13 protein-coding genes are annotated in these 13,484 nt (G+C 72.1%); 9 read left to right on the plus strand and 4 right to left on the minus strand.

Annotated features, from left to right (window positions below; translation table 11 throughout):
* Window positions 1-14 precede the first annotated feature (14 nt).
* From dpgB to asnB, 9 genes are read left to right on the plus strand one after another with little or no spacing between them, the layout of a single operon-like run.
* The gene (gene dpgB, locus CLT72_RS25910; protein WP_199184647.1) at window positions 15-686 is read left to right on the plus strand and encodes an enoyl-CoA-hydratase DpgB; all 672 of its coding nucleotides are present in this window, start codon (window positions 15-17) and stop codon (window positions 684-686) included.
* Window positions 683-2,029 carry a (3,5-dihydroxyphenyl)acetyl-CoA 1,2-dioxygenase DpgC gene (gene dpgC, locus CLT72_RS25915; RefSeq protein ID WP_350822051.1) on the plus strand — a complete coding sequence of 449 codons (1,347 nt, stop codon included), beginning with the start codon at window positions 683-685 and terminating at the stop codon, window positions 2,027-2,029. The genes dpgB and dpgC overlap by 4 nt, the downstream gene beginning before the upstream one ends.
* On the plus strand, window positions 2,026-3,315 hold the full coding sequence (locus CLT72_RS25920; protein WP_250100792.1) for an aminotransferase-like domain-containing protein: 1,290 nt from the start codon (window positions 2,026-2,028) through the stop codon (window positions 3,313-3,315). Before dpgC ends, CLT72_RS25920 begins: the two co-directional genes overlap by 4 nt.
* Complete coding sequence (locus CLT72_RS25925) at window positions 3,312-4,496, plus strand: cytochrome P450 (protein ID WP_101413989.1); 1,185 nt, start codon at window positions 3,312-3,314, stop codon at window positions 4,494-4,496. Before CLT72_RS25920 ends, CLT72_RS25925 begins: the two co-directional genes overlap by 4 nt.
* A gap of 15 nt (window positions 4,497-4,511) precedes the next feature.
* Window positions 4,512-4,703: a ferredoxin gene (locus tag CLT72_RS25930; RefSeq protein ID WP_101413990.1), complete on the plus strand. Its 192-nt coding sequence runs from the start codon at window positions 4,512-4,514 to the stop codon at window positions 4,701-4,703.
* Window positions 4,704-4,718: 15 nt separating this feature from the next.
* The gene (locus CLT72_RS25935) at window positions 4,719-5,906 is read left to right on the plus strand and encodes a GNAT family N-acetyltransferase (RefSeq protein ID WP_101413991.1); all 1,188 of its coding nucleotides are present in this window, start codon (window positions 4,719-4,721) and stop codon (window positions 5,904-5,906) included.
* The gene (locus CLT72_RS25940) at window positions 5,903-7,189 is read left to right on the plus strand and encodes a hypothetical protein (protein WP_101413992.1); all 1,287 of its coding nucleotides are present in this window, start codon (window positions 5,903-5,905) and stop codon (window positions 7,187-7,189) included. The genes CLT72_RS25935 and CLT72_RS25940 overlap by 4 nt, the downstream gene beginning before the upstream one ends.
* Window positions 7,190-7,223: 34 nt before the next feature.
* Entirely contained in the window at window positions 7,224-8,483 is a 1,260-nt protein-coding gene (locus CLT72_RS25945) for an MFS transporter (protein ID WP_101413993.1), read from the plus strand.
* An 18-nt stretch (window positions 8,484-8,501) separates the two neighbouring features.
* Complete coding sequence (gene asnB / locus CLT72_RS25950; protein WP_101413994.1) at window positions 8,502-10,328, plus strand: asparagine synthase (glutamine-hydrolyzing); 1,827 nt, start codon at window positions 8,502-8,504, stop codon at window positions 10,326-10,328.
* Between the two features lie 52 nt (window positions 10,329-10,380).
* Here the strand turns inward: asnB and CLT72_RS25955 are convergent, their stop codons facing one another.
* Genes CLT72_RS25955 through CLT72_RS25970 form a run of 4 tightly spaced genes read right to left on the minus strand, consistent with a single transcriptional unit; the run spans window position 10,381 to window position 13,479 of the window.
* Window positions 10,381-10,905, minus strand: coding sequence for a flavin reductase family protein (locus CLT72_RS25955; RefSeq protein ID WP_089002201.1), 525 nt, complete (start codon window positions 10,903-10,905; stop codon window positions 10,381-10,383).
* Window positions 10,906-10,909: 4 nt separating this feature from the next.
* Window positions 10,910-11,281, minus strand: a complete 372-nt coding sequence (locus tag CLT72_RS25960) for a VOC family protein (protein ID WP_101413995.1) — start codon at window positions 11,279-11,281, stop codon at window positions 10,910-10,912.
* Between the two features lie 54 nt (window positions 11,282-11,335).
* Window positions 11,336-12,256, minus strand: a complete 921-nt coding sequence (locus CLT72_RS25965; protein WP_101413996.1) for a methionyl-tRNA formyltransferase — start codon at window positions 12,254-12,256, stop codon at window positions 11,336-11,338.
* Window positions 12,253-13,479, minus strand: coding sequence for an argininosuccinate synthase (locus tag CLT72_RS25970; RefSeq protein WP_101415396.1), 1,227 nt, complete (start codon window positions 13,477-13,479; stop codon window positions 12,253-12,255). The genes CLT72_RS25965 and CLT72_RS25970 overlap by 4 nt, the downstream gene beginning before the upstream one ends.
* Between the last annotated feature and the right edge of the window lie 5 nt (window positions 13,480-13,484).

Genomic DNA, 13,484 nt, shown 5'->3' on the forward strand with positions numbered 1-13,484 from the left:
TCGAATTGACAGGCGTGTCCGACGGGCTCGGACTCGCGCTGACGGTCGACGTCACGCGACCGCTCGCGGAGCTGACCGCCTCCGTGAACGCGATGTGTGACGAGGTGGAGAGACGCGCCGGACGGACGGTGGTCGTGCTGCGGCTCGACGGCACGGCGGCGGAGAGCCGGGCGTGGCCGGGCGAGGTCGGCATCCGCGACGTCAACCGGTGGGAACGGGCGGTCCGCAGGCTCGAGCGGCTGCCGGCCGCGAACGTCGCGGTGGCCAGCGGTCCCTGTGGCGGCCCCGCGCTCGACCTGCTGCTGGCCGTCGACTTCCGCATCGGCGCGCCGGACCTGGTGCTGGTGCTGCCGGTCAACGACGGGCACTTCTGGCCGGGCATGTCGGTCTACCGGCTGGTGCAGAACCTCGGGGTCGCCAGGGCCCGCCAGATCGTGATCTGGGGGATGGACATCTCCGTGGCGAAGGCCTCCGAACTCGGCCTTGTCGACCAGGTCAGCGAGGACCTCGACGACGCGCTGCACACGGCGACCGTACTGATGGGCCGCGTGTCCGACCAGGAACTCGCGGTGCGCCGGCAACTGCTGCTCGAAGCGTCCGCCGCCGAGTACGACGACGCGCTCGGCGTGCACCTGGCCGCGTGCGACCGCGAACTGCGGCGGCTGGCCGTGGGAGCCGCCACGTGATCGCCACCGGTGCGCCGGCGTGGGAGGCGGCGGCCCCGAGCCTCGTCGGCGTGCTCGACGACGACGCGCGGGAACTGGCCGCGTACGTCGCCGTGGGCGAGGAGATGCTGGCCGCCCTGCCCCCGAAGGCCGCGCGCGACGACTCGCAGCGGCAGGCCGCCGACCGGATCCACACCGCCTGCCGGGCGGCGCGCCGCGCGTTCCTCGCCCTGCACGTGGACGCCGTCTACGACCTGCTCACCGACGACCGCACCAGCCATCCGCGACTGCCCGCGCTCGTCTCGGCCGCCGCCGAGCGGTTTCCCGGGCTCGTGCCGTCGGCCGCCCAGATGGGCGCCGAACTGCGGCACGCGCAGGCGGACAAGGAGGGCCGGGAGATCGACCAGGGCATCTTCTGCGCGGCGGTGCTGCGTTCGGCCACGGCCGGGCGGCACCTGATCGACGCGATGCTGATGCCCACCCCGCAGGCCCTCGGGCTGCTCGCCGACTTCCGGCGTACGGGCGTGGCGGAGCTGGGCGCCGTGCTGGTCGAACGCCGGGGACACGCCGCCGAGGTCACCTTCCGCAACGCCCACTGCCTCAACGCCGAGGACGCCGGCCTGATCGCCGACCTGGAGACGGCCGTCGACCTGGTGCTGCTGGACGACCAGGTGCGCGTCGGGGTGCTGCGTGGCGGGGAGGTGGACCACCCCCGCTACCAGGGTCGGCGGGTGTTCAGCGCGGGCATCAACCTCAAGGACCTGCGCAACGGCGCGATCCCGTTGCTGGAGTTCCTGCTGGGCCGGGAGCTCGGCTACATCAACAAGATGTGCCGCGGCCTGCTCGTCGACGTGGCGGCCGGCTCCTGGTCGGAGCGTACGGTCGCGAAGCCGTGGATCGGCGCCGTCGACTCGTTCGCCATCGGTGGTGGCATGCAGCTGCTGCTCGTACTCGATCGCGTGATCGCCGAACCCGACGCCTACTTCAGCCTGCCGGCGGCCGAGGAGGGCATCGTGCCGGGGCTCGGCAACCTCCGGCTCACCAGGCTCGCCGGGGCGCGGCTCGCCCGGCAGGTGATCCTGGGCGGGCGGAGCATCCCCGCGGCGAGCGCGGAGGGCCGGCTGATCTGCGACGAGGTCGTCGCGCCGCAGGACATGCCGGACGCGATCGAGCGCGCCGTACGGGAACTCGGCGCACCGGCCGTGGCCGCCAACCGGCGGATGCTGACGCTCGCGGAGGAGCCGCTGGACGTGTTCCGGGAGTACCTGGCCGAGTTCGCGTACGCCCAGGCGTTCCGCGCCTACAGCGACGACGTCCTGGCCAAGGTCGAACGGCGTTGGCAGCGCTCGGGAGCGCGCCGGTGAGCGGCGGGTGGCTCGACCAGGAGTCCCTGCATCCGTCGCTGCGGGACCCGCTGCTCGGGGCGATCGGCTTCCTCAACGAGGTGATGGGCAGGTACCCGGACGCGATCTCCTTCGCGCCCGGCGCGCCGCACCCGGACTTCCTCACCGAGATCGACGTCCAGCGGTACACCGGCCGCTTCCTGGCACACCTGCGCGACGAGGGCCGCACGCCCGGTCAGGCGCAACGGCTGCTCTACGAGTACGGGCCCGGCCGGGGGCTGATCAACGGCATCGTCCGCGACGCCCTGGCCCGGGACCACGGCATCGACGTCGACCCGGGCGCCATCGTGATCACCGTGGGCGCGCAGGAGGCCATGCTCCTGGTGCTGCGCGCGCTGTTCCGCTCCGGCGGCGACGTGCTCGCGGTGGCCGATCCCTGCTTCGTCGGGATGACCGGGGCGGCCCGGCTGCTGGACATCGAGCGCCGCGCGATCGGCGAGACCCCGGCGGGGATCGACCTCGACGCGCTCGCGACCGCCTGCGGGCAGGCCCGGCGGGCGGGTCGGCGGGTGCGCGCGTGCTACGTCGCGCCGGACTTCTCCAACCCCGGCGGCAGCCGGATGACCCTGGCGGCGCGGCGGGAACTGCTGGCGCTCGCCGAGCGCGAGGACTTCTTCGTGCTGGAGGACGACGCGTACGCCTTCACCGCGCCGCCCGGTGAGCGACTGCCGCCGCTCAAGGCGCTCGACGAGGCCGGGCGCGTCATCCACATCGGCACGTTCGCCAAGGTGTGCTTCCCCGGCGCCAGGGTCGGCTACGTGGTCGCCGACCAGCGCGTGGGTCATGGCGGGAGGCTGCTCGCCGACGAACTCGCCACGGTCAAGACCATGGTCACGGTGAACACGTCGCCGCTGTGCCAGGCGGTGATCGCGGGCATGTTGCTGGAGCACGGCCGGTCCCTGCTGGAGCTGTCCAGGCGCAAGTCCGAGCTCTACCGGCGCAACCTGGAGCACCTGATCGGGGCCCTCGACGCGCACCTCGGCGACGCGCGCTCCGGCCGGCTGGAGTGGAACCGGCCCGACGGGGGGTTCTTCGTGCGCATGCGCCTGCCGGTAGCGGCCGACGTCGACCTGCTGGAGCGGTCGGCGGGCAAGTACGGCGTGCTCTGGACCCCGATGGCGCAGTTCTATCTCGGCGGTGGCGGCGAGCGGCAGCTGCGGCTGTCGTGCAGCTACCTCGACGTCGACCAGATCGACACCGGGGTGCGGCGGCTGGCCCAGTTCCTGAAGGAAGAGGTGAGGATATGAAGCCGGTTCCGTTGCCGACAGCGCGGGTCGCCCCGTTCGACCCGCCAGCCGAGCTGGCGGAGTACCGGGAGGAGGCGCCCATCCGGCGGATGGTCTATCCGGACGGGCACGTCGGCTGGTTGGTGACCAGCCACGGCCTGGCCAGGAGGCTGCTGTCCGACCAGCGGTTCAGCGCGCGGTCGGAGTTCAAGCGGGCGCCGGTGGCGCGGCCGAGCGCGGACCCGTTCTTCGGCGCGCCCGCGTTGCCCGGCTGGCTGGTGGACATGGACGCGCCGGAGCACACCCGGCTGCGGCTGCAACTGGCCGGGAAGTTCACCGCCAGGCGGATGAAGGACATGCGGCCGCTGCTGGAGCGGATCGTCGACGACCAGCTCACCGCCATGGAGAAGCACGGGCCGCCGGCCGACCTGGTGTCGCTGTTCGCGCTGCCGGTGCCGTCGCTGGCGATCTGCGAGTTGCTGGGGGTGCCGTACCGCGACCGGGCGGAGTTCCAGCGCAACAGCGCGACGTTGTTCAGCCTGGAGGCCAGCGCGGAGGACGCCTCGCGGGCGATGGACGAGCTGTACGGGCTGCTGCGGCAACTCGTCGTGGACCGCGACACCGACACCGGCGGGCTGCTGAGCATGCTGGCGGCGGAGGGCACGCTCGCCACGGAGGAGATCGTCGGGATCGGGGTGCTGCTGCTGACCGCGGGGCACGAGTCCACGGCGGGCTCGCTGGGCCTGAGCACCTTCACCCTGCTGTCGCACCCGGAGCACCTGGCCCGGCTCCAGGCGGAGCCCGCGCTGATCGACAACGCGGTGGAGGAGCTGCTCAGATACCTGACGATCTTCCACTTCGGGGTGCCCCGCACGCCGCTGGAGGACGTGGAGTTCGAGGGGCACCTGCTGCGCGCCGGCGAGTCGATCACGATCTCGCTGCCCGCCGTGAACCGGGACCCGAGCTGGTTCCCCGAGCCGGACCGGTTGGAGTTCGGCCGCCGGACGGCCGGGCACATGGCGTTCGGCTACGGCATCCACCAGTGCCTCGGGCAGAACCTGGTGCGCATGGAGATGCGCGTCGCGCTGCCGGCGATCTTCCGGCGCTTCCCCCGGCTGGCGCTGGCCGTCGCACCGCACGAGGTGCCGCTGAAGACGAACGTCAGCGTCTACGGCGTGCACGAGCTGCCGGTCACCTGGTAACGAAGGAGAGAACACGTGCGAATCCAGGTCGACAGCGACTCCTGCGTCGGCTCCGGGCAGTGCGCGCTCGCGCTGCCGGAGGTCTTCGACCAGGACGACGCCGACGGCACGGTCGTGCTGCTGGACGACCGGCCGCCCGCCGAGTTGCACGACGCGGTGCGCGAGGCGGCGAGCCGCTGTCCTGTCCAGGCGATCACGGCGCAGTGACGAGGAACCGATCCAGTGTCTGAGACGATCGCGCCGGCCCGCGTCCCCCTCCTTCGACGGCTGCGCCTGCACGCCGGCTACCACTGGCGCAACAGCGGGCATCCGCTGCTGACCAGGGCCCGGGTCGCCTGGGACACCAGGGACTGGGCCCGGTTCCCCGCCGTGCGCTCGGATCTCGGCGGCCTGTCGATCTCGTACTCCGGGCTGCCGGAGGGCCTGGCGTACACGCTCGACTTCACCGAACAGCGCCGCGGCGCGGACGGGGAGCGTACGGCGGTGCGCCGCCCCGCCGCACTGCGGGGCCGTGACCTCAGGTCGGCCGACCGGCTGCCGGACGCCGACATCACGATCCTCGGCACGAGTGCGGCGCGGGCCCGGCGCATGCCCACCGACGCGTCGCTGGTCCTGCCGATGCGCGTGCACTTCGTGGTGGACTTCGACGACGACGCGGAGGCGGTGCTCGGCCGGATCTCGAAGAACCAGCGACGCAACTTCCGCAAGAACTCGCGTCGACACCGGTGGAGCGGCGAGATCGTGCGGGACGCCGCGTGGTTCGACCACTTCTACGACCACTACTACAGCGCCACCATGCGCAACCGGCACGGCACCCGGCAACGCACGGAATCCAGGGAGTCGGCGTACGAATGCCTGTTCCGCACCGGCCGGCTGTTCGTGCTCACCGAGGACGGCGAGCGCATCGCCGGGCGGATGTGCCACTGGAACCCCACGACCGGCGTGCTGACGTCGCGGCTGGTGGGAGTGCGCGACGGCGCCGACGTGCACTACTCGAACGGCGCGATCAAGGCGATGAACGTCCTGCTCATCGAGTGGGCGGCGGCCAACGGGGTGCGTCAGCTCGACTTCCAGGGGACGGAGCCCTTCCTCAGCAAGGGCACGTACCAGTCGAAGCGCCTCATCGGCACGCGCGTGGTCCTGCCGCCCAACCACTTCGGCGGCAAGCGGTTGTGGCTGCGGGTCCGACGGGACACCCCGGCGGTGCGCGACTTCCTGGTGGCGAACCCGTTCGTGGCGGAGACGGCGCAGGGCTTCCTGGAGGCCGTCTACTTCCACGACGCGCAACGGCCCCCACGGCTCGACTACCCCGCGAACTCTCCCGGCGTGCGGCGCGCCCGCCACGTCGACCTCGACGAGTTTCTCGCACCCGTACCCGAAGGATCGTCGACGAGGAGCGTCATCGCATGACATTCAGCGGACTGCCGTCGGCGCGGGTGGCCGAGATCCTCGCCGAGCACATGCGGGACATTCCCATGGGTGGCTTCCCGATCGCGGCCGAGCCCGTCGTCGTGCCACTCGGCGCGTACCGGGAGCTGCTGGCGGCCACCCGGCGCCTGGTCGAGCTGTCGCACCAGACGGTGCTGCGCCTGGCGCCGGACCTGGCGGGCCGGATGGCCGCGCTGAGGGTCGACCCGGCCGAATACCAGCGGGCGAACCAGGACGAGGCGTTCGAGCTGCGGCACACCGGTGACGTGGTCCGCGCCGACGTCGTCATCGGCGAGGACGGCCCGCGCTTCGTCGAACTCAACGTGGGCGCCGGCATCGGCGGCATGGTGCAGTTCGAGCAGCAGCGCCGCGCCTGGCACCGCGTCCGCTCGGCGGCGGGGCTGCCGCCGCTCGCGGGCGAGGACATCTTCGCGCTCTTCGCCGAGCTGCTCAGGAGAACCTGCGCCGAGCTGAGCCTCCCGGCCGGCGCCCTGTTGATCGGGACGCTGGAGGACCCCGGCAAGCGTGGCCGGGTCAACGACATGCAGGTCCAGCTGCTGGGCGAGCACGGCCTGCCCGCCCGCTTCGCGCGACTGCCGCACCTGCTCGACGAGATCCGGCCGACCGACCTGCTCGGCGTCGTCCAGTTCTGCGAGGACGAGGCGGGGCAGCTCGGCTGGGACGTGACGCCGCTGCTGACCGCCATCAAGGGCGGGATGCACGCGGTGCCGTCGCAGACCTCCCGGCTCGTCGACTCGAAGAAGGTCCTGGCCTGGCTGTCCGAGGGCCTGCCGTGGATGTCGGAGCAGGACCGGGAGCTCGTACGGCGCTTCGTGCCGTGGAGCAGGGTGCTGGGGGAGCGCCGGGTGCACTGGCGGGGGCGCGCGTACGAGCTGCCCCGGCTGCTCGTCGAGCGGCAGGAGCACTTCGTGCTCAAGGGCGCGGCGGGACTGTCGTCGCTGGAGGTGTTCTTCGGCGCGACCACCGAGCCGGAGCGTTGGGCCGAGCTGGTGCGTACCGGCACGGAATCCGAGTACTACGTGGCGCAGGAACTCGTCACCCCCGTCCGGCGCCCGGTGCGGGTGATGCTGGACGAGTCCGGTCGCACCGACGAGGTGCTCGCCAACCCGGTGATCAGCCCGTTCTGCGTCGGCGCCGTGCCCACCGGCTGTCTCATGCGGTTCGACACGGCCACGGGGCCGGGCGCGGTCACCGTGAAGAGCGGCGCCATGCTCGGCTGTCTGTTGGGAGCGGCCGACCGATGACCGTGGCGCGGTGTCGACCGGGAGGTGCCCGGTCATGAGTGTCGACGTACGGGGACGCGAGGACGCGAAGCAGGGCTGGCGCGACTTCCGGTGGCTGTGGGGCGGCCAGAGCGTCAGCCTGGTCGGCGACCAGATCCTGATGCTCGCGCTGCCGTTGGCGGCGACGCAGGCGCTGGGCGCCAGCGCGTTCGACGTCGGCCTGCTGGCGGCGGCGGTGAAGCTGCCGTACCTGTTGATCGGGCTGCCCGCCGGCGTCTGGGTGGCGCGGGTGGGTCTGCGCCGGTCGATGATCGGTGCGGACGGGATCCGCGCGCTGGCCGTGCTGTCGGTGCCGCTCGCCGGCTTCGCCGGGGTGCTGAGCTTCGCGCACCTGGTGGTGGCCGCGTTGGTGACGGGCGTGTGCAGCGTCTTCTTCCAGATCGCCTACCAGTCGTACGCGCCGTTGCTGATCGCCGACAGCGACCGGCTGCACGCGGCCAACACGCGGCTGACCCTCTCCGAGTCGATGGCGTTGCTGCTGGGGCCGGGTCTGGCGGGCCTCGTGGTGGGCCTGACCGGAGCGGTGCGGGCGATGCTCGCCGACTCCCTGACGTTCCTCGTCAGCATGGTCACGTTGCTGCTGATCCGCCACCGTGCGGCGCCGGTGCCCGTCGTGGACCGCAAACCGGTCTGGCAGGAGGTCGGCGCCGGGATCCGGTTCGTGCTCCAGCAGCCGCTGCTGCGCCTGATCATGGCGTCCGGCCTGGTCTACAACCTCGGCATCGCGATGTACATGGCCATGGTGGCGATCTTCGCGGTCAACCACCTGCACCTGTCCCCGGCCGTCTTCGGCCTCGCGGTCGGCCTCGGCGGAGCCGGCTTCCCGGTGGGCACGCTGCTGGCCCGGTGGCTGACCCGGCGGTTCGGCATCGGGCCGACCCTCGGGATCGTGAGCGTGCCGATCGTGGCGGGACTCGTCACCACGGTCTGCGCGTTCGGCGAGTACGCCGCCGTGATGATCAGCGTCGGCACGTTCGTCTACGGGGCGGGCTCGGGGGCCTTCAAGACCAACGCGTTGACCATCCGCCACCTCGTGACCCCCGACCACATGTCGACCCGCGCCACGGCGGTGCACCGGTTCGTCACCTGGGGCGTCATGCCGGTGGGGGCGGTCGTCGCCGGCGTCGTCGGCGACCGGTTCGGGTTGCGGGTCGCGATGGTGACGTCGGTGGCCGTCGTCGCGACGTGTCTCGTTCCATCGCTGAGCAAACCGATGCGCCGAGCGAAGAGTCTGACTCGGACCGCGGCCGCGTGACTTCTGGGGAGAGGGAAAATGTGCGGAATCGTCGGCTGGCTCGACTTCACCCGTGACCTCGGGGAGGACGTCGAGCTGATCCGGGAGATGACCGGGACGATGCGCCAGCGCGGCCCCGACGACCATGGCGTGTGGGTCGACCGGCACGTCGCGCTGGGGCACCGCCGGTTGGCCATCATCGACCTCGTCGGTGGCCGCCAGCCGATGGTCGCGCCCGACGCCGCGACCGTCCTCACCTACAGCGGCGAGGTCTACAACTTCAGGGAGCTGCGCGCCGAGCTGCAACGACGCGGGCACGTCTTCGTCGAGCGCTCCGACACTGAGGTCGTGCTGCACGCCTACCGGGAGTGGGGTCCGGCCTGCGCCGAGCGACTCGTCGGCATGTTCGCCTTCGCCGTGTGGGACGCGCCGAGGCAGCAACTCGTGCTGATCCGCGACCGGCTCGGCATCAAGCCCCTCTTCTACGCGCCACTGCCGCACGGCGTGCTCTTCGCGTCCGAGCCGAAGGCCATCTTCGCCAACCCGGTGTTCCGCCCGGCGGTGGACGAGGCGCTGCTGCCGGTCCTGCTGAACCGGCGGCTCGCGCTGCCGGGCCAGACCCCGCTGCGGGGGCTGCACGAGGTGAAGCCGGGGCACGTGGTGACGGTGGACCTCGCGGGCGTACGGCAGGAGTGCTACTGGCGGCTCACCACCGATCCGCACACCGACGACCTGCCCACGACCGTGGGGAACGTGCGGGACCTGCTCCACGAGGTGGTGCACCAGCAGTTGGTCGCCGACGTGCCGATCGCCACGCTGCTCTCCGGCGGGCTGGACTCCACGGCCACCACCGCGATCGCCGCGCGCGCCTTCGGAGCACGCGGCGAGGGCAGGCTGGCCACCTTCTCGGTGGACTTCCCCGAGGACGAGGCGTCGTTCCGCCCGACCGTCCTGCGGCCCGAACGGGACGCGCCCTACGTGCGCATCGCGAGCGAGCGGATCGGTACGGACCACACGGTGGTCGCGCTGTCGTCCGCGGCGGTCGCGGACGCGCGCCCGTTGGCCATGCGGGCCATGGACCGGCCGATCAGCGGCCAGTTCGACGCCTCGATGTATTTGCTCTTCGCGGGGGTGCGGGAGCGCACCGACGCCCGCGTCCTGCTCTCCGGCGAGGCGGCCGACGAGGTCTTCGGCGGGTATCCGTGGTTCCACGATCCCGCCACCCTCAGCACGGACACGTTCCCGTGGCTGGGCGACGCACCACGGCTGTGGGAGTGCCTGGCACCCGACGTGCTCAGGCGGATCCGGCCCGACGAGCTGGAGCGCGACCACTACCGCCAGCTCTGCGCCGCCGTACCGCGGTTGCCGGGCGAGGACCCGGCGGAGGCGCGCGTACGGGAGGCGCTCTATCTCAGCCTCCAGGGGCCGCTGTCCGTGCTGCTGGAGCGCAAGGACCGGCTGAGCATGGCCTCGGGCCTGGAGGTCCGGGTCCCGTTCTGCGACCACCGGCTGTTGCAGTACGTGTGGAACACGCCCTGGTCGATGAAGAAGGCCGACGGCAGGGAGAAGAGCCTGTTGCGGATGGCCGTCGCCGACCTGGTGCCGGAGGAGGTCCTGCGGCGGCGGAAGAGCGCCTACCCGGCGATGCACGACCCCCGGTACGACGCCGCGGTGCTGGGCGCGGTCAACAAACTCGTCGTCGACGAGACCTCGCCGCTGCACGGCCTGTTCGACCCCGACCGCGTCCGCGCGCTGATCGAGTCGGGGAGCCGGACGATGACGCACGTCAACGCGGCCCACCTGGTGCTGCCGCTGCTGGAGATCGACACCTGGATGCGCGCGTACGGCATCGGGGTGAGCCGGTGACGACGTGACCGGCCGACGCCACCTGGTGGGGGCGGGTGGCCGCCCCCACCCGCTACGCGGCGGACGCCGCCGAGGGCGCCGCCGCGATCGACCGGTACGACCCGTGCAGGTAGAGCAGCGGCGCCTTGGTCGGGTGCAGGGCGCCGTAGGAGACCGCCTCCCCGATGACCACCGAGTGGTCGCCCTGGTCGGAGAGGTCGCGTACCCGGCAGTCGAAGTAGGCCAGTCCCTCGCTGAACACGAGGCAGCCGGTCGCCGGCGCCCGGTGCACCCGGACGCCGGCGAACGCGGCCGCGCCGGAGGGCCGCCGGGCGTCGGCGAACCAACGGGCGACGTCCCGTTGGTCCGCCGCCAGCACGGTGACCGCGAAGATGCCGGAGTCGCGAATCTGGGCGAGCAGTCGACTCCGGTGCTTCAGGCAGGTCAGGACCAGGGTGGGGTGCAGCGACACGGTGGTGAACGAGTTGACCGTCATCGCCAGCGGGATGTCGTCGTGCACGCTGCTGACGATGCCGACGCCGGTGGCGAACGCGCCCGCGGTACGGCGGAACTCCACCGCCTGGTCCTGGTTGGTCATGGCGTCAGTCCTGACCCCACACCAGGCAGAACGGGTGCCCCACCGGGTCGGCGTAGACCCGGAAGCCGTGGTTGCGGCTCCCGCCGCCGCGCAGCAGGGTGGCACCCAGCCGGAGCACGGCCTGCTCGGCCTCCTGGATGTCGTCCACCTCCACGTCGAGGTGGGCCTGCTGCGGGAAGGTCGGATCCGGCCACTGCGGCGGCTGGTAGTCGGCGACGCTCTGGAGGCAGAGGCGGGGATGCCCGTCCGGGCCCTTCAACGTCACCCAGTACCCGTCGCTGTCGGCCCATTCCAGGCCGGTCAGCTCGACGTAGAACTCCGCCAACTTCTCGGCGTCCGGACAGTCCAGCACCACCGAGTGCAGTCGACCGATCATCCGACCTCTCCCGTCATCGTCGTAGCGCGATGACCGGCGCCCCCGGTCACCGTGTCAGTGAAGGTACTCGCCGAAGGTGGTGAAGTAGTCGAGGGCGCGCACGGGTGGGCCGGTCTCGGTGCTGACCTGGAGCAGCACCACCCCACGGTCGTCGCCGTCGCCCGGGCCGCCGCTGGCGACGACCACGCCGCCGTAGTCGGCCTTGACGATCCGGCCGGGCGTGCCGCCGTGCGCCCGGGTCGGCCGGGTGGCGGCCTTGACCCAGAGCCGGAGCCCGCGGTGCGTCGTCCACGCGTTGACGAACGGGTCCGACTGGCCGCGTACCAGGTTGCAGATCGTGGTGGCGCTGTCCCGCCAGTCGATCCGGGTGTCCTCGACCCCGATCCGGTGGTAGAACGACGCCCCCTCGGGCGGCTGCGGCTCGCCCCGGTGCCCCTCGGCGACCCGGTCCAACGCCTGGAGCGTGACCGGCACGTACTCCGCGAGGAGCCGGTCCAGGATCTGCCCGGCGGTGTCGTACGGGCCGATCTTCACGCGGGTCTGCGTGATCACCGGTCCGGTGTCCAGCTCCTCCGCCATGTAGTGCACGGTGAGGCCGGTCTCCTCCTCGCCGTTGCGGATCGCCCAGTTGACCGCGCCGAACCCCGCGTACGCGGGCAGCAGCGCGTCGTGCGTGTTGACCGCGCCGCGTTCCGGGATGCGCAGCACCTCCGCCGGCACCCGGGTCCGCCAGTTGGTGGAGACGATGACCTCCGGCGCGAGGTCGCGCAACTGCTCGTGCAGGTCGGGCTCGCGGGCGGTGGCCGAGTAGCGCACCGGCAGGCCCAGTTCGGCTGCGGCCAGCTCCACGTCCGGCTCGCCGAGGCCGCTGAACTCGGCCCGGTGGGTCAGCACGAGCAGCACCTCGTGGTGCGGGGCGATGCCCCGCAGCACGGTGGCGCCCAGCTCGCCGTAGCCGAAGAAGACGATCCTCACGGCTTCGCCGTCCCGTTGGCCCGCCCGGCCCGGAAGCGGACGGTGTTGACCCGCAGCCAGCCGGAGGAGTCGCGCTGGTCGAACACGTCGTCCGCCTCGAAGGTGGCGAACGCGGTGTCGTAGCGGCTGTGCGGGGAGCGGCGGCCGATCACCTGGACGGTGCCCCGGTGCACCCGCAGGATCGCGTCGCCGGTGACGTCCTGCTGGCTGAAGTCGATGGCCGTCTGCAACATCAGCCGCTCGGGGGCGAACCACAGGCCCCGGTAGACCAGGGCGGTGTACTTCGGCATCAGCTCCTCCTTGAGCTGCGCCACCTCCGGGTCGAGCACCAGCGACTCCACCGCCCGGTGGGCGTGCCAGAGGAGGCTGCCCGACGGCGCCTCGTAGATGTTGCGGGTCTTCATGCCGAAGATCCGGTTCTCCACGATGTCGAGGCGGCCGATCCCGTGCCGGCGGCCGATCTCGTCGAGCGCCTCCAGCACGGCGCTCGCCGACAGGGGCGTCCCGTTGACGCCGACCGGGTTGCCGCCCTGGAAGTGGATCTCGACGGTCTCGGGCTCGTCCGGGGTGTCGGCGATGTCGCGCACCCGGAACAGCAGGCCCTCCGGCGCGGGCTGCGCCGGGTCCTCCAGCGCCTCGCCCTCGTACGAGGTGTGCAGCAGGTTGCTGTCGATGGAGTACGGCCGCTCGCCACTGCTCAGGTCCAGCTCGATGCCGTGCCGTCCGGCGTAGGCGAGCAGGTCGCTGCGGGAGGCGAGGTCCCACTCCCGCCACGGGCTGATCACCGTGAGGTCGGGGCGCAGCGCGGCGAAGGTCATCTCGAAGCGGATCTGGTCGTTGCCCTTGCCGGTGGCCCCGTGGGCCACGGCGTCGGCGCCGACCTCCTCGGCCACCCGCACCTGCGCGGCGGCGATCAGCGGCCGGCCGATGGAGGAGCCCATCAGGTACTGCCCCTCGTAGAGGGCGTTGGCCCGGTACATCGGGAAGGCGTAGTCCCGGGCGAACTCCTCGCGCAGGTCGACCACCCGCACCTCGTCCGCGCCGAGCTTCTCGGCCTTGCGGGCGGCGGTGTCCAGCTCCTCGCCCTGCCCGAGGTCCGCGATGAACGCGGTCAGCCGGCAGCGGTAGCGCTCCTTGAGCCAGACCAGGGCCACCGAGGTGTCGAGCCCGCCGGAGAAGGCGAGCACGATGTGCTGGGGGGCGATGTTGTTCCGAGACGACATGACGG

The sequence above is a fragment of the Micromonospora sp. CNZ309 genome, assembly GCF_002846525.1.

Excerpts from the sequence above, each read along its gene's own strand:
- CLT72_RS25970 (WP_101415396.1), bottom strand. The coding sequence starts at position 13,479 with ATGTCGTCTCGGAACAACATCGCCCCCCAGCACATCGTGCTCGCCTTC.
- asnB (WP_101413994.1), top strand. The coding sequence starts at position 8,502 with ATGTGCGGAATCGTCGGCTGGCTCGACTTCACCCGTGACCTCGGGGAG.
- CLT72_RS25955 (WP_089002201.1), bottom strand. The coding sequence starts at position 10,905 with ATGACCAACCAGGACCAGGCGGTGGAGTTCCGCCGTACCGCGGGCGCG.
- CLT72_RS25945 (WP_101413993.1), top strand. The coding sequence starts at position 7,224 with ATGAGTGTCGACGTACGGGGACGCGAGGACGCGAAGCAGGGCTGGCGC.
- CLT72_RS25960 (WP_101413995.1), bottom strand. The coding sequence starts at position 11,281 with ATGATCGGTCGACTGCACTCGGTGGTGCTGGACTGTCCGGACGCCGAG.
- CLT72_RS25925 (WP_101413989.1), top strand. The coding sequence starts at position 3,312 with ATGAAGCCGGTTCCGTTGCCGACAGCGCGGGTCGCCCCGTTCGACCCG.
- CLT72_RS25940 (WP_101413992.1), top strand. The coding sequence starts at position 5,903 with ATGACATTCAGCGGACTGCCGTCGGCGCGGGTGGCCGAGATCCTCGCC.